Annotated in this window: 22 protein-coding genes; 10 read left to right on the forward strand and 12 right to left on the reverse strand. The window is 59.1% G+C overall.

Annotation, left to right across the window (positions count from 1 at the left end; translation table 11 throughout):
• Positions 1 to 112 precede the first annotated feature (112 nt).
• Positions 113 to 1,414: an ISL3 family transposase gene (locus ACQQCD_RS07470; RefSeq protein ID WP_364275828.1), complete on the forward strand. Its 1,302-nt coding sequence runs from the start codon at positions 113 to 115 to the stop codon at positions 1,412 to 1,414.
• Here ACQQCD_RS07470 and ACQQCD_RS07475 read toward each other — a convergent pair.
• On the reverse strand, positions 1,403 to 1,993 hold the full coding sequence (locus ACQQCD_RS07475; protein ID WP_430267771.1) for a DUF7059 domain-containing protein: 591 nt from the start codon (positions 1,991 to 1,993) through the stop codon (positions 1,403 to 1,405). The genes ACQQCD_RS07470 and ACQQCD_RS07475 overlap by 12 nt on opposite strands.
• A gap of 87 nt (positions 1,994 to 2,080) precedes the next feature.
• Between ACQQCD_RS07475 and ACQQCD_RS07480 the strand changes: the two genes are divergently transcribed.
• Positions 2,081 to 2,518, forward strand: a complete 438-nt coding sequence (locus tag ACQQCD_RS07480) for a hypothetical protein (RefSeq protein WP_430267772.1) — start codon at positions 2,081 to 2,083, stop codon at positions 2,516 to 2,518.
• Between the two features lie 24 nt (positions 2,519 to 2,542).
• Here the strand turns inward: ACQQCD_RS07480 and ACQQCD_RS07485 are convergent, their stop codons facing one another.
• The gene (locus ACQQCD_RS07485) at positions 2,543 to 3,436 is read right to left on the reverse strand and encodes a rhodanese-related sulfurtransferase (RefSeq protein WP_430267773.1); all 894 of its coding nucleotides are present in this window, start codon (positions 3,434 to 3,436) and stop codon (positions 2,543 to 2,545) included.
• 107 nt (positions 3,437 to 3,543) lie between these two features.
• Between ACQQCD_RS07485 and ACQQCD_RS07490 the strand changes: the two genes are divergently transcribed.
• Both ACQQCD_RS07490 and ACQQCD_RS07495 read left to right on the forward strand, forming a co-directional pair.
• Positions 3,544 to 4,239, forward strand: coding sequence for a GNAT family N-acetyltransferase (locus ACQQCD_RS07490; RefSeq protein WP_430267774.1), 696 nt, complete (start codon positions 3,544 to 3,546; stop codon positions 4,237 to 4,239).
• Positions 4,240 to 4,297: 58 nt separating this feature from the next.
• The gene (locus ACQQCD_RS07495) at positions 4,298 to 6,640 is read left to right on the forward strand and encodes a DEAD/DEAH box helicase (RefSeq protein ID WP_430267775.1); all 2,343 of its coding nucleotides are present in this window, start codon (positions 4,298 to 4,300) and stop codon (positions 6,638 to 6,640) included.
• 87 nt (positions 6,641 to 6,727) lie between these two features.
• Here ACQQCD_RS07495 and ACQQCD_RS07500 read toward each other — a convergent pair whose 3' ends face one another.
• The 7 genes from ACQQCD_RS07500 to ssd form a co-directional block, all read right to left on the reverse strand.
• Entirely contained in the window at positions 6,728 to 7,093 is a 366-nt protein-coding gene (locus tag ACQQCD_RS07500; protein ID WP_430267776.1) for an Rv3654c family TadE-like protein, read from the reverse strand.
• Positions 7,083 to 7,616 carry a TadE family type IV pilus minor pilin gene (locus tag ACQQCD_RS07505; protein ID WP_430267777.1) on the reverse strand — a complete coding sequence of 178 codons (534 nt, stop codon included), beginning with the start codon at positions 7,614 to 7,616 and terminating at the stop codon, positions 7,083 to 7,085. Before ACQQCD_RS07505 ends, ACQQCD_RS07500 begins: the two co-directional genes overlap by 11 nt.
• A gap of 10 nt (positions 7,617 to 7,626) precedes the next feature.
• Positions 7,627 to 8,001 carry a DUF4244 domain-containing protein gene (locus ACQQCD_RS07510; RefSeq protein ID WP_430267778.1) on the reverse strand — a complete coding sequence of 125 codons (375 nt, stop codon included), beginning with the start codon at positions 7,999 to 8,001 and terminating at the stop codon, positions 7,627 to 7,629.
• A 72-nt stretch (positions 8,002 to 8,073) separates the two neighbouring features.
• Positions 8,074 to 8,688, reverse strand: coding sequence for a type II secretion system F family protein (locus tag ACQQCD_RS07515; RefSeq protein ID WP_430267779.1), 615 nt, complete (start codon positions 8,686 to 8,688; stop codon positions 8,074 to 8,076).
• Positions 8,685 to 9,725: a hypothetical protein gene (locus ACQQCD_RS07520; RefSeq protein WP_430267780.1), complete on the reverse strand. Its 1,041-nt coding sequence runs from the start codon at positions 9,723 to 9,725 to the stop codon at positions 8,685 to 8,687. Before ACQQCD_RS07520 ends, ACQQCD_RS07515 begins: the two co-directional genes overlap by 4 nt.
• A gap of 77 nt (positions 9,726 to 9,802) precedes the next feature.
• A complete protein-coding gene (locus tag ACQQCD_RS07525) occupies positions 9,803 to 11,041 on the reverse strand; it encodes a TadA family conjugal transfer-associated ATPase (protein WP_430267781.1) in 1,239 nt (412 codons plus the stop codon).
• Positions 11,041 to 12,192, reverse strand: a complete 1,152-nt coding sequence (gene ssd, locus ACQQCD_RS07530; RefSeq protein ID WP_430267782.1) for a septum site-determining protein Ssd — start codon at positions 12,190 to 12,192, stop codon at positions 11,041 to 11,043. Before ssd ends, ACQQCD_RS07525 begins: the two co-directional genes overlap by 1 nt.
• A 245-nt stretch (positions 12,193 to 12,437) precedes the next feature.
• Between ssd and ACQQCD_RS07535 the strand changes: the two genes are divergently transcribed.
• Positions 12,438 to 14,225, forward strand: coding sequence for a bifunctional 3'-5' exonuclease/DNA polymerase (locus ACQQCD_RS07535; protein ID WP_430267783.1), 1,788 nt, complete (start codon positions 12,438 to 12,440; stop codon positions 14,223 to 14,225).
• Positions 14,226 to 14,243: 18 nt separating this feature from the next.
• Here the strand turns inward: ACQQCD_RS07535 and ACQQCD_RS07540 are convergent, their stop codons facing one another.
• Genes ACQQCD_RS07540 through ACQQCD_RS07550 form a run of 3 tightly spaced genes read right to left on the reverse strand, consistent with a single transcriptional unit; the run spans position 14,244 to position 17,029 of the window.
• Positions 14,244 to 14,921, reverse strand: coding sequence for an NUDIX hydrolase (locus tag ACQQCD_RS07540; protein WP_430267784.1), 678 nt, complete (start codon positions 14,919 to 14,921; stop codon positions 14,244 to 14,246).
• A complete protein-coding gene (gene nth / locus ACQQCD_RS07545) occupies positions 14,918 to 15,751 on the reverse strand; it encodes an endonuclease III (RefSeq protein WP_430267785.1) in 834 nt (277 codons plus the stop codon). Before nth ends, ACQQCD_RS07540 begins: the two co-directional genes overlap by 4 nt.
• Before the next feature lie 6 nt (positions 15,752 to 15,757).
• Complete coding sequence (locus ACQQCD_RS07550; protein WP_430267786.1) at positions 15,758 to 17,029, reverse strand: hypothetical protein; 1,272 nt, start codon at positions 17,027 to 17,029, stop codon at positions 15,758 to 15,760.
• A 247-nt stretch (positions 17,030 to 17,276) separates the two neighbouring features.
• Between ACQQCD_RS07550 and acs the strand changes: the two genes are divergently transcribed.
• From acs to ACQQCD_RS07575, 5 genes are all read left to right on the forward strand, one after another.
• Positions 17,277 to 19,250 (forward strand): acetate--CoA ligase, encoded by a 1,974-nt coding sequence (acs, locus tag ACQQCD_RS07555; RefSeq protein ID WP_430267787.1) that lies wholly within the window; start codon positions 17,277 to 17,279, stop codon positions 19,248 to 19,250.
• A gap of 166 nt (positions 19,251 to 19,416) precedes the next feature.
• Positions 19,417 to 20,730, forward strand: coding sequence for an ABC transporter substrate-binding protein (locus ACQQCD_RS07560; protein ID WP_430267788.1), 1,314 nt, complete (start codon positions 19,417 to 19,419; stop codon positions 20,728 to 20,730).
• A gap of 75 nt (positions 20,731 to 20,805) precedes the next feature.
• On the forward strand, positions 20,806 to 21,732 hold the full coding sequence (locus ACQQCD_RS07565; protein WP_430267789.1) for a carbohydrate ABC transporter permease: 927 nt from the start codon (positions 20,806 to 20,808) through the stop codon (positions 21,730 to 21,732).
• Positions 21,729 to 22,658, forward strand: coding sequence for a carbohydrate ABC transporter permease (locus ACQQCD_RS07570; protein WP_430267790.1), 930 nt, complete (start codon positions 21,729 to 21,731; stop codon positions 22,656 to 22,658). The genes ACQQCD_RS07565 and ACQQCD_RS07570 overlap by 4 nt, the downstream gene beginning before the upstream one ends.
• A gap of 6 nt (positions 22,659 to 22,664) precedes the next feature.
• Complete coding sequence (locus ACQQCD_RS07575) at positions 22,665 to 24,758, forward strand: beta-galactosidase (RefSeq protein ID WP_430267791.1); 2,094 nt, start codon at positions 22,665 to 22,667, stop codon at positions 24,756 to 24,758.
• The last annotated feature ends 96 nt before the right edge of the window (positions 24,759 to 24,854 follow it).

Genomic DNA, 24,854 nt, shown 5'->3' on the forward strand with positions numbered 1-24,854 from the left:
GGCTCTTCGCAGTTGAGGGTGTAGTCGAGGGTCGGCGGCTGGTTCGTGGATAGACGTCGAGGTCTTCCAGGATGGAAGTTCTCACACTGCCCATCTGCCGGAAGACCTCGACTTGCACCACCCTACGTTCGCGACCCCTGACCTCACCACGTTCTGCCGTCTCGATGAGCTCGGCCTCGAAGCCATCGGCCAGTTGATCGAGCCCGACCGGGCGGTACTCGAGTGCCGCGTCGTTGACGATGACCCGTGGTGTCGGAAGTGCGGCGCCGAGGGCGTGCCGCGCGACACCGTGACGCGTCCGCTCGCGCACGAGCCGTTCGGGCACCGGCCCACGACGCTGCTGGTGCGGGTGCGCCGCTACCGGTGCGGCCACTGCCGCCGCACCTGGCGGCAGGACACGACGAACGCGGCGGCGCCGCGGGCGAAGATCTCCCGCGGCGGGGTCGGGTGGGCGCTGAAGGCGATCGTGGTCGACCACCTCACCGTCTCCCGCGCCGCGGCAGGCCTGGGTGTGTCGTGGCACACCGCGAACACCGCGATCCTCGCCGAGGGCAAGCGGCGGCTGATCGACGATCCGGCCAGGTTCGACGGCGTCACCACGATCGGCGTCGACGAGCACGTCTGGCGTCACACCCGGTTCGGTGACAAGTACGTGACCGTGATCATCGACCTCACGCCCGCCCGCAACAAGACAGGTCCCGCACGGCTGCTGGACATGGTCGAGGGTCGGTCGAAGGCGGTGTTCAAGCAGTGGCTCGCCGCCCGGCCCAAGGAGTGGTCGAAGCAGATCGAAGTGGTCGCGATGGATGGGTTCAGTGGGTTCAAGACCGCCGCGTCCGAGGAACTCCCCGACGCGGTCCCGGTGATGGATCCGTTCCATGTCGTCCGGCTCGCCGGTGACGCCCTGGACCGGACCCGGCAGAGGGTTCAGCAGGACACTCTCGGGCACCGCGGTCACGCCGGGGACCCGCTCTACGGGGTCCGCCGCACCCTCCACACCGGCGTGAGCTTCCTCACCGAGAAGCAGACCGCACGGCTGGACGCGGTGTTCGCGGTCGAGGAGCACGTCGAGGTCGAAGCGACCTGGGGCATCTACCAGCGCATCGTCGCCGCCTACCGCGAACCCGACAAGAAGAAGGCGAAGGAGATGATGCGGTCGGTGATCGATTCCGTCAGCAGCGGCGTCCCCGCGATGCTGGCCGAGATTCGCCGGCTCGGTCGGACGTTGAAGCAGCGCGCCGCGGACGTCCTCGCGTTCTTCGACCTGCCCGGCACGAGCAACGGTCCGACAGAGGCGATCAACGGCCGACTCGAGCACCTCCGCGGCTCCGCGCTCGGCTTCCGCAACCTCGCGAACTACACAGCCAGGAGCCTGCTCGAGGCCGGAGGTTTCAGACCCTCGCTACACCCTTGATTCCGAAGAGCCCAATAAGTGGAACGTTTGAACGCCACAGCCGGTGCCCAAATCCAGGGCCCGGGCAACATGTCTGCGGGCTGTCATCTGGACCAAAGTGGTAGATGCTTGGCCGATGCCCAGCACGTGGTCCTTGCGGAGAACCCCAGGCCGCTGATGCGCGCCAAGGTCACTGGCCACCCACAACTCTGCCCCGCCCGAACCATCGGCGTTTGCGTCCCAACCATAGGGACGCAGATCAACGAGAGCAGAGATCAGCGGGCCGTTTTCGCTGGCGCCTGAGACTTCTACCAACCCCAGCTCGGCGAGGCCCGCGGCAGCAAGTGTGGGGAAGGCGTTGTTGATCCGCTCTTCGCTCTGAGGCCTTGCCAGTAGCCACAACTGGACGATCACCGAGAGCGGATCGGCGTCGTGTTGCTGGGATACCAGCAGCGCCGGAATGAGTTGATCGCGGTTCAGCGCTGCCCATGCCGAGGCCCCCAAGAACTGTTCCACCCCCTCGAGCGTGTAGGCTGCCGCACGTAAGTCGGCGGCCAAATCGGCCAGGAGTTCAAGGGAATTGCTGTTGGGGATTTCCACCGCTCCATCGTATCTGCGCAGGGATCTGGCTGGTGCAAGGACTAGGCGTGGATTCTTGCAGGTGCTCCACGGCGGTAAGTTGGAGGTATGGCCCGATTCTCTGCGCTCCGTGCTGCCACGGTTGTTCCCATCACCGCTCTACTCCTTGGTGCTGGTCTGAGCGCCTGCTCGGTGACTCCGGAAATCAAGGACGTAGACGTTCCCGCGTGGCAAGCCACCGCGATGCCCCAGGACCCGGCGTCGGTAGTTTCCTTTGCGGACAAGCTCCTCAACCGGGACCCTTCAGTCCATACAGCGGCCAACGTCAGCGCCGGAAAGTACGTTCTGACCATCACATGCGAAGGCACAGGTAAAGCATTCTTTTTGCTCGAATCAGGTAGCGCCACAGTTCACGACGCAGGGGCAGCTTGCAACGGCAACAAAGAAATTGTGCCCGTCACGCTGCCATCGGGGACGCTAAAAATCACCGCGACGACGGTAGATGCGCCGTTGCTCTTCGCTTACAAATTGGTGCCGGCGAAGTAAGGCCGGTGCAGTAGCTAGCGCGAACTACGCGGCGCAGCCTTCCGGGCAGCGCAAGGTTTCCGGGCTTGCGGCGCACTCTGCGCAGTACAGCGTCAAATTCCGGCATGAGGGATTAGAGCAGTTCTCAAACTTGCTCGTTGGTGCGCTGCAGCGCACACACTCACCAATCGTTTTGGCCTCGTCGCTAAATTCAAGGTGCATACGCTTGTCAAAAACGTACAGCGAACCTTCCCACAAGCCTTTGTCCTTGTATGTCTCGCCGTACCGGACAATTCCGCCGTCGAGCTGGTAAACCTCTTTGAACCCGCGATTAACCATCAGGCTTGAGAGAACTTCACAACGAATGCCGCCGGTGCAGTAGGTGACCACCGGCTGATCCTTAAGATCGTCATACTTGCCGGAATCCAGTTCTTTGATGAAGTCCTGAGTAGTGGCCACATCGGGAACGATGGCGTCTTTGAACTTCCCGATCTGCGCTTCGAAGGCGTTGCGACCGTCAAAGAACTTGACCTCTTGCCCGGCCGCTTTTTTCTCTTCGAGGAGGGCATGAAGTTCCTCGGGCTTTAGGTGGGTTCCGCCACCAACAACACCGGCGTCGTCTACTTTGAGTTCGCCGGGCGCACCGAAGGAAACGATCTCCTCGCGAACTTTAACGCTCAAACGTGGAAAGTCCTCTGCGCCACCTTCTGACCACTTAACGTCGATGCCCTTAAACCCGGCGTATTCGCGGGTGGTTTTGACGTACTGCTTTACTGCACCGATCTCCCCGCCCACTGTGGCGTTGATACCGTCTTTGGACAACAGGATCCGGCCGCGCAAGCCAAGTTTCTCGCACAGGGCACGCTGCCAGAGCCGGACAGCTTCCGGGTCTGCGATGGGGGTAAATCCGTAAAAAAGAACAATTCTGTTTAAGGCCACGTTTAAAGGTTACGTGGCCTTCGCGCATCTGTGTAAAGACTGAGAGTTAACCCATACGTTACTGGTAGTCACTGTCGCATCCCCTGAAGCTGGAATACCCTCGAAGCATGAGCACCGAAACCATGATCAAAGACACTGGACGACTCTTGGATGTCTGGGTGGCTGGCTGGGCTGGTTGCCGGGGGTACAAGTTAGAAAAGGAAGGACGCTTCCACGCAGCGCCGCGTGAAAATTTGGATGGCGAGTTTGAGTACTTCGCCCATGATCCTTCCGACGAGGAATTCGCCGCTCTCGCGGCCCTGACCTTGGAAAACGACAAACGCTTGTTGTCTGTCCTCACCAAGGACCCACAACGCTATCTGGCTTTGGCTGCTGCCAAGGGGCTGAACGTCAGCTCCACGTCGGAGACCATGATGATCGTTGACATGGCCACTCAGGACACCGAGGACCCTTGGCTGCCCGACGACGATCTGGAGTTAGCGACTTCGGTCAAGGACGGTGTGCACTACGTTGTGGTCCATGCCGGTGAGAAGGTGGCCGCAAGCGGGCGGGTAAATGTGGTCAACCACACTGCAGTTTTTGATGCGATTGTGACTGATCCGGAATTTCAGCGCCGCGGATTGGGCAGTTTTATTATGAAGTCTCTTGCCGCCCAAGCTTTTGAGCATGACGTAGAGAACGGCCTTTTGCTTGCGTCCTCCGATGGTCAGAAGTTGTATGCGCATTTGGGCTGGCAGCAAGTGTGCAACGTGATGGTCTTTTCTGGAACAACCGAGCCAGTTCAGAACCTTTCGTTGGTGTAGCGGCAGCCGCACGGTACGTGTCCCCGGCTCATTTGTGGGTCGGTGACACAATATAGCCGTGCCTGCTCATGATTCGTTGATTCCGCTCTTCGGCCGGGGAGACGCGCCTGAGCAACTGCAATCGGTGCGTGTTATTCCAGCGCGCGAGGCGATTTATGCGGCATGGCCTCAGTGGGTTCACCCGGAATTGGTTTCCGCCTACGGAAATCTGGGCATCCACGAACCGTACCGGCATCAGATCGAGGCTGCCGATTTGGCGCATGGTGGCCAACACGTGGTGATTGCTACGGGAACGGCCTCGGGAAAATCCTTGGCCTATCAACTACCCATGTTGGATGCCGTTCACCGTTCAGAGCTCAAGGTGCTCGCGGAGCCAGGAAAAATCCACGACGACGGCGCCGTCGCTTTATATCTCTCCCCGACTAAAGCGCTCGCTGCCGATCAGCTCACAGCTTTGCGCTCTTTAGGTTTGGGCACACTGCGGGCTGCCACGTATGACGGGGACACTGAACAATCTGAACGCCGATGGATCCGTGAACATGCGAACGTCATCTTGGCGAATCCGGACATGCTGCACTTTGGGATTCTGCCCAATCACGCATGGTGGGCACGGTTCTTTAGACGCTTGCGCTACGTGATTGTTGATGAAGCCCACAGCTACCGTGGAGTTTTTGGCTCCCACGTGGCTAACTTGATGCGCCGCTTGCGCCGCATCTGCGAGCACTACGGCGCTTCCCCCGTGTTTATTGCGGCCTCCGCCACTGCCTCCGAGCCTGCGGAATCTTTTGGCCGGTTGATTGGTGCACCGGTGAAGGCTGTGAGTGAAGATTGCTCGCCGCACGGTTCCACCACAGTGGCTTTTTGGGAACCTGCGCTGACCGAGCTTAAGGGCGAGAACGGTGCCCCGGAGCGGCGGACTGCGGTTGCTGAAACAGCTGATCTGTTGGCGAATTTGGTGTCTGCCCAGATCAGGACCATCGCCTTTATCAAGTCCCGGCGCGGAGCCGAGACTATTTCTTCGATCGCCAAACGGCTTTTGCATGAGGTTCATCCAAGCTTGCCCCAACGAGTGGCTGCTTACCGTTCCGGGTATTTGCCAGAAGAACGGCGTGCCCTGGAGCAGGCTTTGCGTTCGGGCGCCTTGTTGGGGGTTTCGAGCACGTCTGCTCTGGAGCTGGGGATCGATATCTCGGGTTTGGACGCCGTGCTGGTAGCGGGTTGGCCAGGCACGCGTGCTTCTTTGTTTCAGCAGATTGGTAGAGCTGGCCGGGCCGGGCAGGACGCCATCGCCGCCTTTGTGGCAAGCGATGACCCGCTGGATACCTATTTGGTCCACCATCCTGAAGCCATTTTTGATGTAGCGGTGGAGGCTACGGTCTTTGATCCTTCCAACCCGTACGTTTTGGGTCCCCATTTGTGCGCTGCCGCAGCGGAACTTCCCTTGCGCAACGGCGAAGAGCCCTTGTTTGGTCCCACCGCAGTGACGTTGCTGGCTCAGCTGGTGGAGCAAGGATATTTGCGACGACGGCCCGCTGGTTGGTTTTGGACCCACGCCCAGAGCGCTGCGGGCATGGTGAACTTGCGCGCCGATGGTGGCGGCCCGGTGAGCATTGTTGACGCCGAAACAGGTTCGCTTTTGGGCACCATGGACTCGCCACAGACTCACTATCAGGCTCACCGCGGCGCGATCTATGTTCACCAGGGCGAGAGCTATTTGGTGGAAGAGCTCGATGAAGAACAGCACTGTGTAGTGGTCAAGCGCGCCAATCCGGACTACTACACCACGGCCCGAGACGTCACCCAGATTGAGGTCCTTGAAGTTTCGCGGACCATGGAATGGGGGCCCGTCACGGTGCATTTTGGTGAGGTCAAAGTGACGACTCAAGTAGTCTCCTTTCAACGCAAGGCCCTGATTTCTAACGAGATTCTGGGTGAAGAGCCGCTTGAGCTCGGTGCCCGTGATTTGTTCACCAAGGCTGTTTGGTTTGTGGTGGGCGGCAAAACACTCACGGCCGCGAACTTGATTGAGGCGCAGTTCCCCGGTGCTTTGCACGCGGCTGAGCATGGGGCGATTGGGCTCCTTCCCTTGGTAGCGTCCAGCGATCGTTGGGATGTTGGCGGGGTATCCACTGCTCTTCATGCTGATACTGAAAACCCCACAATTTTTGTGTATGACGGTCACCCTGGCGGGGCAGGTTTTGCCGAACGTGGCTTCAACAAGGCCCAGTTGTGGCTCACGGCAACCCGCGATGCTATTCGCGCTTGTGAATGCGAGTCTGGTTGTCCTTCCTGCGTGCAGTCGCCCAAATGCGGGAACAAAAACAACCCACTGGATAAGGCCGCGGCCATTTCCTTGTTGGATGTGCTGTTGAAGCACTCCACCCAGACTCCGGAGAAGTAGCACTGAAGGACTGGTGCTTGCCGAGCCTGCCAAGTCTTTCGGGCCGCCTGCTGTTTTGAGGGTCTGGCGTTTAGGCCTAACCGTTATTTAGGGTGGCGGGCCAGCTTTGGACCGGCCTGTGGCGTCGCCGAGACCAAGGACAATGTGCACTGTAGCCGTAACGATCACCATGTCCGCTTCCGGCCCTAGTACTTCGCAACTAGCCAGAGTGGCACGTTGTTTATCAACAACTTCTCTCGCCACCTCGCACGGTTCACCACTAGCCAATCCCCGGGCAACGTCTGCAGCTGCTAAGGCCGCAAGATCTGCAGCCTTAGCAGCCCGGACGGCGCTCGACGCTGCCTGAGAGAACATCAAGATTCCCCCCAAAAGCAACAACAGAACCAGGCACAACGTCACAGACAAGACCGTCCCGGCACCTCGTTCCTCTCGCGGCCAATCTTTAGGGTTCATCTGCATATGATTCCTCCGATCGTGCCGATGCCTTCGCTGAAAGGGTCCACGGAACAATCGCGCTCAAAACACCAGGGGCAGGGGCGGAAACCTGCACACTGAGCCAGCCTCCGCCGTCGTTAGTGGTTGTTGCCGTTGCCTCAGACCCGGCAAGGCGGACCGCAATATCTTGCGCTTCACCGGGTGGCTCCCCACGAGCGAGCGCCCTCGCCGCAGCCCTAGAAGCCTCCTCGAGCCGCAGCTGGCTGGTACCCGCCGCAACAGCACCCAAGAGCATTCCCAGAACGGCAATAACGGCTGGCAGCGCCACGGCAAATTCAGCAGTGACGGCGCCACGCTCTCCAGCTTTGTGCCGCCGCAGGGCCGGAGCCCGATCGCCACCGGCGCGGTCTCGCGTGCAATGATTTTTGCGCTGGGTTCTGAACTGGGCGTTGAACTGGGTCCCGGCGTGGGTCCTGGCGTGGGTCCTGCCAAGGCCCAACGACTTCCCCGCCGTTGGGCCTTGGCGTTGTTGAATAGTCACGGTTTGGCACTCACGGTAATGCGAGAGCCGTTTTGATAATGCTCATCAACATGCCACGCACCTCAGCACTGCGTAGAATCACTACCAAGAGCCCTGCAAGGCCCACAGCCGCCAGTGTGGCTATGGCGTATTCGGCAGTTGCCATCCCAGTTTCAGAGCCCCGGATTCGTTGAAACCGCGGGGATTTCCCCTCCGGGTGAAGCGGAGTGGGCGGCGCCGAAGAGCTACTTGATTTCGGTGTGTAATCGGGCTGCTGCACCGGGGCGAAATTGGTGATTCCCGGTTGCAACTCGTAAACGGGGCACAGTTCATTCTCGAACTCTTCTTCTTCGCTGGGCCCACTGTTATGCGCCAGTGGCTGGTTGCTTAGCGTCGTTGTACTCATGGTGTTTCCTTTCTAAGTCCACCGAAGTGGATGGTTACTGCCACGCAGGTAGCGGGCAGAGTCTCTAGTCGGTCAAAGACCTGCAGGGAGCATGGCGAGAAGAACCGGTATCACCCCGAGGCAAATGAACGCTGGCAAGCAGCACAGACCAAGTGGGATCACTAGACGTACGCCCAAGGTTGCGGCTTGTTTCTCCGCTGCCCGGTGTTGCTGGCGCCGGATGCGGGCCGCTTGTGTGTACAAAATCGCTGAACTCGGAGCCCCGGTAGTGGCAGCAAAACCGAGGCCCTCTTTAAGTCCTTCGATAAGTCTTTTGGTGCTTGTGCGTGTAACGCTTGAGCGGCTTCCACGCCAGGCTGTTTCCCAATCTGTGCCCAGTCCCAAACCGGCGACTACCGGCGCCATGGCTTTTTGTAAGCCGGGCTCGCTCACGGAACGCAATAACTCAAGGACACGGTAAAGGCTGGCTCCGGAGTCCAGCATGGCGCCAGCGAGTTCGAGCATCATGGGCAAGTCGTCAAGGTCAGTGCCAGGGCTTTGTGGCTCACGGATGCGCTCGTGATTTCCTTGGGACCCGGATTGCCGCCGGGAATCGCCAGCGATGCGCTCTGCCCACAGCCGTGACTGCGGAGGTTTGATCAGCAAGTACGTGCCAGCCAACAGTGCGCAGAACAATAGGAGATTCATAGCCGAACCCTCGCTGCGGTCTGGACTAGTTTGGAAGACCAAATCCGTCCGGCCATCATCAGGATGATTCCGGCGATGAACACCACAACGCCCACGGGTGAGCCCACGATCACTGCTACTGGATCCACTCCCATCAACAGCCCGAGGCCAAAGCCCATAAGCGGCAACCAACCCAAAAGGCTGGCTGTGGCTTGTGGACCGGCGAGCGCAGTGTCTCGCGAGGCCTGGGCGTCTGCTTCTTGTTCAAGTTGGGTAGCGAAGCGCGAGAGTACGTCGGCGAGCGGGCATCCGCTGGCCTCGGCCACGGTGAGGCATGCGGCAAGTTGCTGCCAGTATCTGGCCATATCTCTTGGGCATGCCACGTGCCCTGTTGCGGAACGCGAAGCATTTAGTTGACGGCTGCCGTAGTGATTGCCGGGGAAAACGTCTGTAGCGGCTTCCGCAATGGCTTGAGCAACGGGCCGGCCTAAAAGGGTGGCGCCTTGAGCTGCGCGGAGCATGGCCAAGATCTCGCCACGAGTCACTGCAGCTTGGCTCTCCTGAGCGGCACGTTTGCGCTCAGCCCCGGCCACAAACAAGGAACTCTTGGATGCTGTGGAAGTGACCGGCGCCCCGGCACCGGAGCTCAGAGAACTGCCGGCCGGCCTAACGGAGGAGCCCCGTCGTGCGGAGGGTGCCAACCAAGCTGGCGAGCGCAACCCAGCTGTAGGAGCAAACCCAGCAGAAGAAATTCGGGCAGCGGAGGTTCCCAAAGCACCGGAGGCATAAAAAATACTCAACTCATCCCACATACGCAGTGGTGATCTTCCTCCACGCAACAAGGCAGAAAGGCGTTGAACCAACAGAGACATAGCCATCGCATCCTCGGCCAGCTGTGCGCTCTTCGTGGTGGAAAAGCGGCTAATCAGCGCTGACACGCCACCACGCAGCTGACCTTGCCCGCTGGGTCGGCGGCGAACATCAGAACGCTGGCTACCCAGTTGAGGCCCCTGCTGCCCACTGGCATCAAATGGAGAGAATCTTGGTTGAGCTGCCAAATGCCGGATCCTCGCAACAGACCCGGTATTTGCTGCGAATAGCAGCACTCCGGCGCAACACAAGAGGAGGAAAGGAATCATGACTGACCACCGTCACTGCCTGTCAGCAGCTTCTGGAGACTGTCCCAAGCTTTTGCTCGCACCACGGAAACCCCGTCAAAGCGGAGCGCATCAACAACACACAGTTGCCCACCGGCGTCCATTCCCACTACACCGATGCTGCTGATCCTTCGACCCCGCGGACCACGGTGTAAATGAATTACCACGTCCAGTGCGCTGGACGCTTGTAGAGCCACCGCCGCCTGGTTGAGCCCGGCCAGGGCACCAAGTGCGGCCAAGCGCGCCGGGACGTCTTGGGCTGCGTTGGCGTGGATGGTCCCTCCGCCGCCGCTGTGACCGGTGTTCAGCGCACCGAGAAGTTCGCGGACTTCGGCGCCGCGGCACTCCCCCACAATGAGCCGATCCGGCCGCATTCGAAGTGCTTGACGTACCAGCTCCCCCAGATCGAGTGCACCGCCACCTTCTAGGTTGGCATGTCTGGATTCAAGCGAGACAACGTGGTTGTGGTCAGGGTTCAGCTCTGCGGCGTCCTCAATCAACACCACTCGCTCTCGGTTTCCGCAGAGGCCAAGGAGTGTTGAGAGAAGTGTCGTTTTGCCCGAACCAGTTGCACCGCTGACCAAAAAGCTGAGCCGTTTGTCCATAATGGCCCGCAGAACGGCTTCCAGCTCAGCATCAAACAAGCCCAATTCCCGCAGCTCGTCCATACCGAAGGTAGTGGCTCGGCGGATGCGTACCGAAAGCAGAGTGCCGTTGGGCGAGATCGGTGGCAGCACAGCGTGAACCCTGTACCCACCGGGCAAACGGACATCCACGCAGGGCGATCCATCATCCAGCCTGCGACCACCCGCCGCCACTAAACGAATGGCTAGTTGCCGCAGCTCCGGTTCAGAACCGACGCTCACCGGGCAGCGTTCCAGCCCACTTCCCCGGTCAACCCAAACCTCTGCTGGCGCATCCAACGAACTGTTCACAAAAATGTCTGTAACCGACGGCTCTGCCGCAAGATCCTGGAGCGGCCCCAAACCACTGAGTTCTGCAGTGATCAGGTCCACCGCAGCTAGGGCTCCCGAAGCACCCAAAACGCGTCCGCTCTTTTGAACGGCTGCAGCAATTCGTGCTGGCGTCACAGGCCCTTCACCGTTGAGGACCTCACGGCGGACAACGTCTAATAATTCCGGGTCCAACTCCACACCCAGTGGCCGGCCGTGCCGCAGGGGCAACGGCGCGGCCGGCCACGATTGACGTGTTCCCATCACCGACCACCCATCTCATCTAGTGAAAGAACACGGCTAGCAAATTTGCGGACCGCCCGCCTGCGAGCGACTTCCAAAAGCCTTCCGTCTTCGGCGCAGGACGCGGTACCGCGGATGTTTGGCAGGGCACACTCGAACGGAACACCAATGGCCGCCGCCACCACCGAACCGTCTAAACCGTTGCCCGGCCGGCCCCGGAAGACTAACGACGTGGGCACTGGAGGTAATTCGTGAAGCATCCGAGAAGCTGAGATCGCGGCCTTGAGCTGGGGTGGGGCCAAGAACAGTATTCGGTCACAGTCCCAGGCAAAGTTAGTTACTTGCTCAGCTGACCTGCCGATATCGATGATCACCAGCTCAAAAGTGCGCCGCGCAGCATCCAAAACACCGCTCAACGACGCTGCGTCTACAGCACCCACCGCGTGTTTGCTCCCCGGCCAGGACAAGAACGCGAACCCTCCAACCGTGGGCAACGAGGAAGCAAGCTGATCCTCTCCGATACTGCCGCGGACGGTAGCGAAGTCCGGCCACCGCAGGCCGGCTGCATCCTCAGCGGCTAAGGCAAGTTCAAGGCCTCCGCCTTGGGGGTCTCCGTCAACCAGCAGGGTTCTGATGCCAGCGTCCGCCCCAAGATGGGCCAGCCAGCACGCCGCGGTGGTAGCTCCCACACCACCGCTTGCCCCGATAAGACCCAGCACGTGGGCCGTTCCTGCATCAGTATTTTGCCGGCCCATAAACTCGGCCAGCCACGAAATCCCTTCGGGCAGAATCACCACTCGTTCCGCACCAAGATGGGCTGCTTGATCCCACAAGTCAGTGCCGTCTGCAGTCTCTCCGATCAACAATGCTGGCGCTCGCCGGCGAGCGGGAAGATCATGAATATCGCTACCTACTAGGACCTCGGCGACTTGGTCCCAGTTTTGGAGCGCCTGGACAGGGTCCGCGGCCACAATCACGGTTGCGCCAACCGCTGCAGCCGCACGTTCCACTTGCGCCACGATTGAGTCTGCAGCCGTCACCAAAAGGAAGTCACCATTTTGGCCAGTACCGGCTTCCTCCGCTGGCAGCCCGGTGAGCGCAGCTGCGATACGGGACCGCTCAATGCCGGAGGGGCCTACGTCAGTTGTTTGGGGTGTTCCATGCCTGCTCATGTCCTCAGCGTGCCCAAGTATTCGAGCTCAAATAAGGGGCCAAAGCGTCTATGTGGAAAAGCAAGCAAAATGAGCGCTTGTGGAGGGGAAGTGCCGCACCTGCCGCAACCTGCAAGAGAGACAACGCTGCAGACGAAAACCCACAGGGTTCTAAGCCGGACAGCGCAAAACCGGACAGCACAAAACCGGACGGCAGTTCAAAGGAATCGGCACCGCACCGCCAACTGATGAGGGAAAATAGTTTAATGCCCATGCTTTTGGCGGCCGCCTCCGAGCCCAGCCACACCCCCGCGCCCTCAGGGCCAGCAGGGCCAGCAGGAGCGAAACCAGCAGGGCACGGCGCTACATCGGCCCACCTCTCAGGGCAGCCTCGCGATTACGTCTATCTCCAAGAGCTCGCCACCGACGGCACCCCGCTGGGTGAACCACTAGTCATCCACCGGGACAACCTGGCCCAAACCGTCAAAGAGCTCGAGGAAAACCATCCACGCTGGGTCTGGCACCGCACACAAGCTTTTTACCCTGAGCTACTCAAAGCCGGCGTGATCATTGAGCGCTGCCATGATCTACAACTGTGCGGTCAATTACTGAGTTACTCGCAGTTTTCTGCCCACACGGACTACGCCAAGAACGCTGTCAAAACTCTCACCACCGAAGACCGGCCAGAACCTCCGCAAGCGCTCTTGCCACCGGCGCCTTCACCAGATCAGGGCTCCCTCTTTGAAGAAACGAGTGCGCCAAGCGGCCCCACTTTAGAAGTTCTCCGTGCGGAATATACGCAGCAGCAGGCAGCCCTGGCTCAATCCCAGCACCGCGAACGGCTCCAACTCTTGCTCGCCGCGGAATCTGCAGGCAGTCTGATCGCTGCCGAGATGCAGTTTGCTGGTGTGCCGTGGCGGGAGGATCTACACGAGCAAATACTCACTGAATACCTCGGGAGCCGGCCCACCGGCAATAACCGCCCAGAGAAGCTCGAGGCTCTCGCCCAAGAGCTCCGCACCCTACTGAATTCCCCCACGCTTAATCCGGACTCCCCTCAAGAATTACTCCGCGCCCTGCACCGCAACGGCATCGAGGTGAAGTCCACCCGTTCGTGGGAATTGCAGCAGTCTCAGCACGCCGCCATCATTCCCTTATTGGCATATAAGAAGCTCGCGAGGCTCCTCTCTGCTAACGGCTGGAGCTGGTTAGACGCGTGGGTGCATAGCGGAAGATTCCGTCCCGAGTATGTAGTTGGCGGGGTGGTGTCCGGGCGCTGGGCTTCACGTGGTGGAGGGGCGCTTCAAATCCCCAAAAATATTCGTGGAGCGGCACATGCCGATCCGGGTTTTAAGCTCATTGTGGCGGATGCCTCGCAGTTGGAGCCCCGCGTTCTGGTGGCTTTGGCGCACGACTCAAAAATGGCTGAAGCGGCCCGGCGTAAGGACCTGTATGAAGGCATTGCCGCCGAAGGTTTTGGCGGGGACCGGGCCAAAGCAAAAGTCGCGCTTCTCGGCGCCATTTACGGCGCCACCACGGGCGAGTCGGGACGGTTGATGCCGCAGCTGACCCGGATGTATCCACGCGCCGTCGGATTTGTTGAAGAAGCAGCACGTGCTGGCGAAGCGGGTCACACCGTCAGCACCCACCTTGGACGGAGCACACCACCGCCCTCGCAGGCGTGGCTGGCCTCTCAGCAAAGTACTAGTGCGGAGGAGCAACGCCGCGCCAACTCGTGGGCGCGTTCGCGCGGGCGCTTCACACGCAACTTTGTGGTTCAGGGGACTGCCGCCGAGTGGGCGGCGTGCTGGTTGGCGGAATTACGACGGCGGCTGCGCGCCATTGGTACCAATCTCCCCGCCGGGAAGCGACCAGAGTTGGTGTTCTTTTTGCACGACGAAGTGATGGTTCATGCGCCACAAGAACTCGTTGAGGAGTGTGTGAGGGCGATCGAGGAATCAGCCCAAACGGCGGCGAATTTGTTGTTTGGCAGGATCCCGGTAGATTTTCCGGTCACCGTGGCCGTGGTGGATTCATACGATCACGCCAAATAATGGCCCGGCACACAACCGCTACATCACTACATGAACGCGGCTTTCATCCCACGGCACCGTCCAGCCGAGATCGTCAAAAAGCTGATTCAGTAGCTTCGCGGTAAACCCCCACACCAGCACATCATTGACTTCAAATGCCGGGCTCGAAAACACTGAGCTGCCGCGCCGCAGAGTCGCCATCACGCGGTTTTCCGGGTCCAGCAAGTCGCGCACTGGAACCCTGAAAACTTGGGCTGATTCACCAAAGTCCACTACCCGAATGGGCGAAGGGGAGGCCCACCAGCCGAGTACCGGGGTGACTAAAAAGTTACTATGCGGAAGCGAAACTTGTGGCAGCTGCCCAAGGACCTGGACGCCGCTTGGGTCTAGGCCTGTTTCTTCTTGCGCTTCGCGCAGGGATGCAGCCACTTCATCCGCGTCTTCAGGATCGATCCCGCCGCCGGGGAACGCTACCTGCCCGGGGTGATCACCCAAAGTGTTGGCTCGCTGGAGCAGGAGTACGTCCAGATCAGCTGGCGCATAATACTTTGCGGAATGAGCCGGGATGTTATCCAAAACCCCAAAAAGCATCAGCACTGCGGCGTGGCGAGGGTTTGTACCGTCCAGTAGATCCTTGTGCCACAAAGGGTCGACCGCTGGAGCCTCAGGAGAGTTGAAACGACGAACCAAATCTTCCAACTGAGAACGCGCACTCACAGTGAACTCCTTTGCGTCTCCTGGCGGATTTGTGCTGCAAGGTCGGTGTTGGCCAGCATCCGCGCGAGCAATTCTTCTTGCCCGGGAGCAAGTTCGTATTTGAGAAGTTTTACTGCCTTGGCAGGGTCCGTTTCGCCGTCGCCAAAGGACGGGCACCACTGCGCCACTGGGCAGGCGCCGCATGCGGGTTTGCGGGAGTGGCAGACGCGCCTGCCATGGAATACCACTCGGTGGGAGAGCATGGTCCAATCCCGTGGCTCAAACAGTTCTGCAACGTCATTTTCCACACGAACCGGGTCATCAGAATCGGTCCAGCCAAAGCGCCGGGCCAAGCGTCCAAAGTGAGTGTCAACGGTAATTCCGGGCACCCCAAAAGCGTTTCCAAGGACCACGTTGGCCGTTTTCCTACCCACCCCGGGGAGCGTCACCAGGTCTTCAAGCCGGCCCGGGACCGTGCCGTCAAACTCGTCAACAATCCGGTTTGCTAGGGCTAGAAGGTTCCTTGCTTTGGCCCTGAAAAATCCCGTGGATTGGATGATCGCTTCCACATCAGCTGGTTCGGCTTGGGAAAGTGCCAGCGTATCCGGGTAGCGCGCGAACAGCACAGGCGTCACCTGGTTGACCCGCACATCGGTGGTCTGCGCTGAGAGGACGGTGGCCACAAGCAGCTCGAAGGGATTACGAAAATCCAGTTCGGCGTGCGCATACGGGTATTGCTTCGCCAGTTCGGCGTTGATCTTCCGGGCCCTGCGCTTGAGCGCCAAGTCAGATTCAATCCGAACCTTGCCCTTGGCGCTCACTCGCAGATTGCCTGTTCCGCTGACGGACATCTGTCTCTAGGAACCGCGCTCGATGTTGGCTAGTTCGCGCAGTACGCCCACTTGGCCATCGGTGTTTTGTACTAGGAATTCGTCACCACGATCTTGCAAAGCCAGGACCCAATTGCCGGGGTGGATGGTGAACAATGCCGCCCCGGTGTGCTCGTCCACAATGGTGCGAGTCTGGGCAACGGCGAACCAGAAAGCGTCATAGTTCACTTGCTCTTGGGCGCCGGTTTCAGGGTGCGACGCCGGGTCAACACTCGCACCGATCGGTTCAGTAGCGCGGTGCGGCTGTTCTGCCGTGGGAACCTCGGCCTCGGGCGTTGCAGCAGCGGACTCATCAGACGCCACGGAAGCCGCCGCAGTGTCAGATCCTGCGTTGTCAGATGTGGCCTTGTCAGATTTGGCGTTGTCAGATTCGGCACGGCCGGCTTCTGGCCCTTGGGGAGCAGCGGACTCTTTGGTGAGTTCGTCTGCCGCTGGGGTTACCGGGTCCGGAGACGGGGAGCTGGCAGCGGTCGCCGGAGTTCCGGCGTCGCTCACTGGAACACCAAAACCGTAGTTTCCGCCAGCGCTGGGGGCGTTAGAGCCTGCGCTAGTGGCAGCGGGGAAGGAAGTGTTGTAGTTGGCACCGGGGCCACCGAAAGTCTGCGTCGGAGTGGACTGTGCGGGAGTGGACTGGGCCGGAGTGGCGTAGCCCTGATTCGCCTGTGGCGGAGAGGGCTTCACTGCGCTGGCTTTGGGGGCGGTCACCTTAGCCGCGGGGGCCACAGCGTTGCGTGCTACAACGTGAGCAGGAACTTCTGGCCGGCCAGCAAAGTCGTCTTTGAGCACGGGAAGGAAGGGTGCCAACACGGTTGCTGCGAGGAGCCCCAAGGAACCAATCAATCCAAAGAATGCACCTGCGCCCCAGTAGCTACCTGCTGCCACAAGTGCCACAAAAAAGAACACACTAAAAGAGGCAACCACGGATGCGAACTGATCAACGGACAGCGAACCGATTCGCAACGCTACCTTGGGAGAAAGCCGCCGTGCTACAAACAGAACCACCACAATTGCAGGCAAAATCAGTCCCAAGCTGAAGTAGAAGATGCCGGAAGCGTTCCACAGGTTGCCCTGCATATGGCTGAAAATCGGCAGCAGAGACCCAACCAGCAACAGCACAAACGCGCCAAAAACTACTAGGTCGCGTGCAGTGAAGGGGCCAACAACCGCCGAAGCGCCTTGCCCGGCTTTGGCTGTAGGCGACGGCTGCGATGACGCCGTCGGCATATTTTCTTGATCCACGATTTGCTCCAGTCCACGTTGGCGGTGGCCGCTGCGGGCACCGTTGGAATTCGGGTGAGCGCCGCACTTGCCTGAAATATAGCGGGCACAGCGAAGTCACGTTTTGGTTTCAGCCTAGCCAAGTCCCGGATGCATCTCTAGCGCCGCACCGTGCACACACCTGTTCATCTTGTGACGCCGAACACCTTCTTGGCTCACAACGGACTAAGGTGGATCCGGAAGTCACCGTCAAAGAAGAAGGTTAAGGATGTCCCAGGAGACCACCCCCACATCACAGGGCGACGCTCTGGAGAATCTACTCCACGAAAATCGCAGCTTCAGCCCCTCAGCAGAATTCGCCGCCAACGCGATTGTGCAAGAGGGCATCTATGCAGAAGCCGATGCGGACCGCCCCAAGTTTTGGGCCAAGCAGGCTAAAGAACTCTTGACCTGGAGCAAAGACTTCACTCAAGACCTGGACTGGTCCACGCCGCCTTTCGCAAAGTGGTTCGCAGACGGTGAGATCAATGCCGCCTACAACGCTTTGGATCGTCACGTTGAGGCGGGCAATGGCGACCGTGTGGCCATCTATTTTGAAGGCGAACCCGGGGATACCCGCAGCTACACGTATGCCGAGCTGACCACGGAGGTCAAGAAGGCTGCCAACGCTTTTGAGTCCTTGGGCGTTACTAAGGGTGACCGCGTGGCAGTGTACTTGCCCATGATTCCCGAAGCGGTTATCACTTTGCTCGCGTGTGCTCGCATTGGCGCTGTCCACTCGGTGGTGTTTGGTGGTTTCTCGGCTGACGCGTTGCGCAGCCGGGTTGACGATGCTGAAGCAAAACTGGTGGTCACCGCCGACGGAACGTACCGTCGCGGCAAGCCGAGCCCGCTCAAGCCCGCCGTTGATGGCGCGCTTGAGAAGGACGGCCACACAGTTCAACACGTTGTTGTGGTCAAGCGAAATGGCGAGGACGTCAATTGGGTTGAGGGCCGCGACATCTGGTGGGATGACACAGTAGGCACGGCATCCCCGGAGCACACTGCGGTTGGCCACGAGAGTGAACACCCACTGTTTATCCTTTACACCTCCGGCACCACAGGAAAGCCCAAGGGCATTCTGCACACCACCGGTGGCTACCTCACCCAGACGGCCTTCACGCACCGCGCTGTCTTTGACCTCCACCCGGAAACCGACGTCTATTGGTGCACAGCCGACGTCGGATGGATCACCGGGCACAGTTACGTCACCTACGCGCCGCTCATCAATGGCGCTACCCAGGTTATGTATGAGGGCACTCCGGACTCCCCGCATCAGGGCCGCTGGTGGGAGATTGTGGAGAAGTACAAGGTCTCGATTTTGTACACCGCCCCCACAGCTATCCGCACCTTTATGAAGTGGGGACGTGAGATCCCGGACAAGTACGACCTCTCTTCCATTCGGGTTCTGGGTTCGGTGGGCGAATCCATCAACCCCGAGGCATGGATGTGGTACCGCGACGTCATCGGCGCTAATCACGCTCCGATCGTTGACACTTGGTGGCAGACGGAAACGGGAGCCATGATGGTTGCCCCGCTTCCCGGCGTTACTGCAACCAAGCCTGGCTCAGCTCAAGTTCCATTGCCCGGTATTGCTGTGGACGTGGTGGATGAGATGGGTGAATCCGTTCCTGATGGGCACGGCGGGTTCTTGGTCATTCGTGAACCGTGGCCATCCATGTTGCGAGGCATTTGGGGTGATCCTGAGCGTTTCAAGGACACCTACTGGTCCCGTTTTGAGTCCATGTACTTCGCTGGCGACGGCGCCAAGAAGGACGAGGACGGCGACGTGTGGCTTTTGGGCCGTGTGGATGACGTGATGAACGTCTCCGGTCACCGCCTCTCCACTACCGAGATTGAATCGGCCTTGGTAAGCCACCCTGCCGTTGCTGAAGCAGCCGTGGTGGGCGCCGCTGATGAGACAACAGGCCAGGCCGTGGTTGCTTTTGTTATTTTGCGGGGCAATGCTGTGGACTCTGGCGATGAAATTGTTCAGGAACTGCGTAACCATGTTGGCAAGGAGATCGGCCCGATCGCCAAGCCGAAGAACATTCTGGTAGTTCCAGAGTTGCCGAAGACCCGTTCAGGAAAAATCATGCGCCGCCTGCTCAAGGACGTCGCTGAGGGCCGTGAAGTGGGCGATGCCACCACGTTGGCGGACAACACGGTGATGTCACAGATCGCGGCTTCGCTGCGTAAATAGCACCTCATGACGACGGCGCCCCTTGCCGCTGTGGCGAGGGGCGCCGTCGTAATTTAACAGTTATCCGTAATGAGACATTTAGTTCTTTCCTGTTTGAATTTGGGAGTATATGATCGTCTTCATGTGACATAGCGCACAGGACGTTCCATTTTTCAAAGGAGAGACAATGGCTACGCAGGGGAATTTTGTGTACAGGGACCGCGGCATTGCCCCGGATCGCCGTACTTTTCTCAAGACCGTCGGAGTAGGGGCTGTCGCACTCAGCGGAATCCCCCTCCTAGCAGCATGCACCGGCGGAAGCGCACCTCAAGCGGGCGGTTCGAAGTCACTGACCCTAGGTTCAGGTTCTTCGGATGAAGTACCCAAGAAGGCCTACAAGGCAGTAACAGACGCTTTCACCAAAAAGACAGAAATCACTGTAAATACCAACACGGTGCCTCACAACGATTTCCAGAACAAAATCAACTCCTACCTGCAGGGCAGCCCAGATGACGCGTTCACTTGGTTCGCTGGCTACCGCATGCAGTACTACGCAGGCAAGGGCCTCTTGGCTCCGATCGACGACGTCTGGGAAAAGATCGGCGGCAACTACTCGGATGCCATGAAGAAGGCATCCACCGGCCCCGACGGCAAGATGTACTTTGTCCCCAACTACAACTATCCGTGGGGCTTCTTCTACCGCAAGAGCCTCTGGGCAGCCAAGGGTTACGAGATCCCGGAAACCTTTGACGCTCTCAAGACCCTCTCCGCCAAGATGAAGGCAGATGGACTGATCCCGATCGGTTTCGCGGACAAGGACGGCTGGCCCGCAATGGGCACGTTCGACTACCTGAACATGCGCTTGAACGGTTACCAGTTCCACGTGGACCTCTGCGCGCACAAGGAATCTTGGGATCAGAAGAAGGTCAGCGACGTCTTTGATACCTGGAAGGCACTCTTGCCGTTCCAGGATCCGGGAGCACTTGGTCAGACCTGGCAGGATGCCGCAAAGTCCCTTGAGGCCAAAAAGACCGGTATGTACTTGCTGGGTTCCTTTGTTACCCAGCAGTTCTCCGATCCAGCAGTTCTTGCAGACATTGATTTCTTCCCGTTCCCGGAGATTGCCATGGAAGGCCGCGACGCCGTTGAGGCGCCGATCGACGGCATCCTCTTGTCCAAGAAGGGTGGCGAAAACTCAGCTGCTCGCGACTTCCTCGCATTCTTGGGCTCGGCCGAAGGTCAGGACGCATATGCGGCTGTTGATCCGTCCAACATCGCCACCGCAAAGGGCGCCGACACCTCCAAGTTCTCTGATCTGAACAAGAAGTGTGCCCAGACCATCGCCGATGCCAAATACATCAGCCAGTTCCTTGACCGCGATGCTCTTCCGGCTATGGCCAACAACGTGATCATCCCGGCGCTGCAGTCCTTCATTAAGGACGGCAACGTGGACGTCAAGAACCTCGAAGCACAGGCTAAGACGCTCTACGCAGCCCAGTAGTTCACGCCCGCACTCGATTGTGGCTGGGTAACGCCGTTCGCGTTGCCCAGCCACAATCACGGACAAGGAATCACCATGACAAGCACCACCACGCCTCAGCGCCGCTTCCGCAAGGTTCGCAGACTTTCAAACCGAGACAAGCTGGTTTTGGGTTTTATGGTTGGCGTCCCCACCCTCTTGCAATTGGTCCTGGTCTGGATCCCCACCCTGCTCTCCATTGGATTGAGCTTTACGCGGTGGAACGGGCTGGATCTCTCTGACATGAAGTCGGCCGGTCTGGACAACTACAAATACATCACCCAGGACTACCCGCCGTTCTGGCCTGCTGTTCAACACAACGTCCTGTGGCTGGTCTTTTTGGCTCTAGTGGCCACCCCTTTGGGTTTGCTTTTGGCGGTACTGCTAGATCAGCAAATCAAAGGCACCAAGATTTATCAGAGCATCTTCTTTATTCCGGTGATGCTGTCTCTGGCGCTGGTAGGAATCATTTGGCAGTTGTTCTACAACCGCGATCACGGATTTTTGAACCACGTCTTGGGAACCGCCGGAACACCGGCAGCCGTGGATTGGTTCGGTGACCCTAGTGTGAACATTTGGGCAGCGCTTATTGCCGCAACCTGGCGGCACGCTGGTTACGTCATGATCTTGTACTTAGCCGGACTAAAGGGTGTTGATCCTACCCTCAAAGAAGCAGCGTCCATTGATGGTGCAAGCGCCACCCAAACCTTCTTCCAGATCATCTTCCCGGCCATGCGCCCGGTCAACGTGGTCATTGTGGTTATCACCATCATCGAATCGCTACGTGCCTTCGACATTGTTTACGTCATCAACCGCGGCACCAACGGTTTGGAATTGATCAGCGCCTTGGTCATTCAAAACCTGGTGGGTGAAGGCCAAGTCATCGGCGTTGGATCGGCCCTAGCAGTGGTCTTGTTGGTCATTTCTTTGGTTCCGATCGTCTTCTACTTGGTCCGCACCTTCGGCAAAGAGAGCCAGTCATGAGCAATTCAACGGCGGTCCGGAACCGCAACTCACGTCCCACGCCAAATACTGGTCTGGAGGGAAAATCAGCCCGTAAGGCTAAGCGTCACTACGGCACCCACATTTTCCTGATCGTGATGTCAGCCATGTGGCTGGTTCCCTTGCTGTGGCCCCTCTACACAGCTCTTCGCCCGCACGCAGATACTGACAAGTACGGCTACTTCAGCATTGGTGGCGCGCTGAACTTCGATAATTTCATTCAGGCGTGGACCCAAGGCGGGTTTGCTAAGTACTTTATGAACTCGCTGATCATCAGCATCCCGGCAGTTCTTTTGACCCTCTTCTTCGCCTCGCTGATGGCCTTCGCCGTCTCGCGAGTTTCGTGGAAGTTCAACGTCACCCTGTTGATTATGTTTACAGCTGGCAACTTGCTCCCTCCGCAGGTTTTGGCCGCACCGTTGTTTGAGATGTTCAAGCACTTTGAGCTCCCGTACTCCATGAGCGATTCGGGCAATCTGCTCAACACCTACGTTTCAGTCATCGCCGTGGACACCGCTTTCCAGATTGGTTTCTGCACCTTTGTGCTCTCCAACTACATGAAGGCCCTCTCCCCCGACCTGACAGAAGCCGCATTGGTGGACGGGGCAAGTTTGTGGACCCAGTACTGGCGCATCATTTTGCCGCTGTGCCGCCCGGCATTGGCCGCTTTGGGAACTATTGAAGTCATCTTCATTTACAACGACTTCTTCTGGCCGCTGCTCTTTATCCAGAGCGGTGACCGCCTGCCCATCACCACGGCCATCAACAACCTTCAAGGCCAGTTCTTCAACGACTACAACCTCTTGGCCGCCGGTGCCATCATCACTGTGATCCCCACATTGATTGTGTACTTGCTCTTGCAACGCCAATTTGTGGCCGGTCTAACCCTCGGATCCAGTAAAGGATAAGTACCTGTGAGTGAACGCGCAGACATGCAGTATGTGACCGAAAAACTGGGTGGACGCATCGCTTTTGGCGGCGACTACAACCCAGAGCAGTGGCCTGAAGACGTCTGGGAACATGACGTTGCCCTCATGAAAGAGGCCGGAGTAAATCTGGTCAGTGTGGGCATTTTCAGTTGGGCCCTTTTGGAGCCGGAAGAAGGCCACTACGAGTTCGGCTGGTTGGACCGGGTCCTAGATCTGCTGCACAAAAACGGCATCAGTGTGGACCTCGCCAACGCGAGCGCTTCACCACCGCCGTGGTTCAGCCGCAAGTATCCCGATTCTCAACCGGTTAATGCCGACGGCGTGCGGCAAAGTTACGGCTCCCGGCAGGCCTTCGCGGCGTGCTCGCCTGACTACCGGCGGGCTGCAGCAGCCCTGACCACGGCGATTGTGGATCGCTATGCTGACCACCCCGCCGTCGTGATGTGGCATGTTCACAATGAGTACGGTTGCCACAACCAGCCCGACTACGGTCCGCACGCCGAGCGTGGTTTCCAAGAGTGGCTGCAAAAGCGTTACGGCACCTTGGATGCACTCAACGAGGCTTGGGGTACCGCATTCTGGTCTCAGCACTACTATGACTGGGCGGAGGTTATCCCCCCTCGCCGCTCAGGCACCTGGGTGAATCCCACTCAGCAATTGGACTTTGCACGCTTCTCCTCGGACGCACTGCTGGAATGCTTCCGAGCCGAGGCTGACATTATTCGAGCACGTTCACCGCACCCGGTGACCACCAACTTCATGGGCATTTCCATGGGCCTTACTGCACCAATTGATTACTGGCGCTGGTCAGAACAGATGGATTTGGTCTCCAACGATCACTATTTGATGGCTGCTGATGAGCGGAATTATCAAGAGTTGGCGATGGTTGCTGACCTGACCCGCGGTTGGGCCAAAAGCGCTCCGTGGTTGTTGATGGAGCACTCGAGCTCGGCAGTGAACTGGCAGCCGCGCAATGTTGCTAAGGCTCCGGGCGAGATGCTCCGCAACTCGTTGCAGCATGTGGCCCGCGGTACGGATGGTGTCTTGTTCTTCCAGTGGCGTGCTTCGCGCGCGGGTGCTGAAAAGTTCCACTCGGGCCTTTTGCCGCACGCTGGCCGCGAGACCAAGGTGTGGCGGGAAACTGTTCAGCTGGGGAAGACCCTTGAGCAGATTTCCGAGCTGGCTGGCTCCAGAGTGGTGGCAGATGCAGTGATTATTCATGACACTGACGCGCGTTGGGCCTCGGAGCTGGATTCGCACCCGAGCGTGGACGCGAATTGCGTGGCTGAAACTCGGCGTTGGCATGACGCCTTGTACCGGGCTGGTGTGACTTCCGATTTCCGGCAGAGCAGCGATGATTTGTCCGGTTACAAGGTAGCCATTGTCCCCATGCAGTATTTGATCACTGAGGCTGGCCGGGCCAATCTTGAGAAGTTTGTGGCCTCCGGGGGCACTTTGGTGGTCAGCTACTTCTCCGGGATTGTGGATGAAAATGACCACATCATCATGGACCCGATCAATGGCGGCGGTTACCCGGGCGCTTTTGCGAAGCTTTTGGGTGTGAGCATTGAGGAGTTCTTCCCGCTGCGTGAAGGCGCTGGCGTTGCGCTCAAGGGCAGCGGCAGCCTGGCTTCCGCTGCCCTTGGTGACGGTGTTTATTGGAGCGAGTTGGGTGCTGTCACTGACGCGGAGGTTCTTGCAACGTTCGACGCCGGTGCTACCGCCGGCTCGCCTGCGATCACTCGCCGCGCGCCGGGTACTGGTTCTGCTGGCACTGGTGCTGCTTACTACGTGGCGACCACCTTGAACGTGGACGCCAGCAGCGAACTGCTGAAGTTGGTTCTGGCCGATGCCGGACTTAGCACGGGCGTGCCAGCAGGTGCCCGCGGCGAAGTAGATGTTGTGGTTCGCCGCAAGGATGATCAGGACTGGCTTTTTGTGATCAACCACGGCGATACCGAGCACAGCACTCCTGCACAGGGTACTGACCTGATTTCCGGCACTGCCGTAGAAGGAACACTCAATGTTCCTGCGGGTGGGTTCGCCGTAGTGCGCTTGGACACAAACTCTGCTCAGTAGCTAGTAGTACGCAGCTGCTATAAGCCATCAGCTCTGGTCTTTGGCCTCCGATCCCCCTTCGGAGGCCAAAGACCAGTGCTAGCACCTCAGCAAACT

The sequence above is a fragment of the Pseudarthrobacter sp. J1763 genome (assembly GCF_050490295.1).
GTDB lineage: Bacteria > Actinomycetota > Actinomycetes > Actinomycetales > Micrococcaceae > JBNPEO01.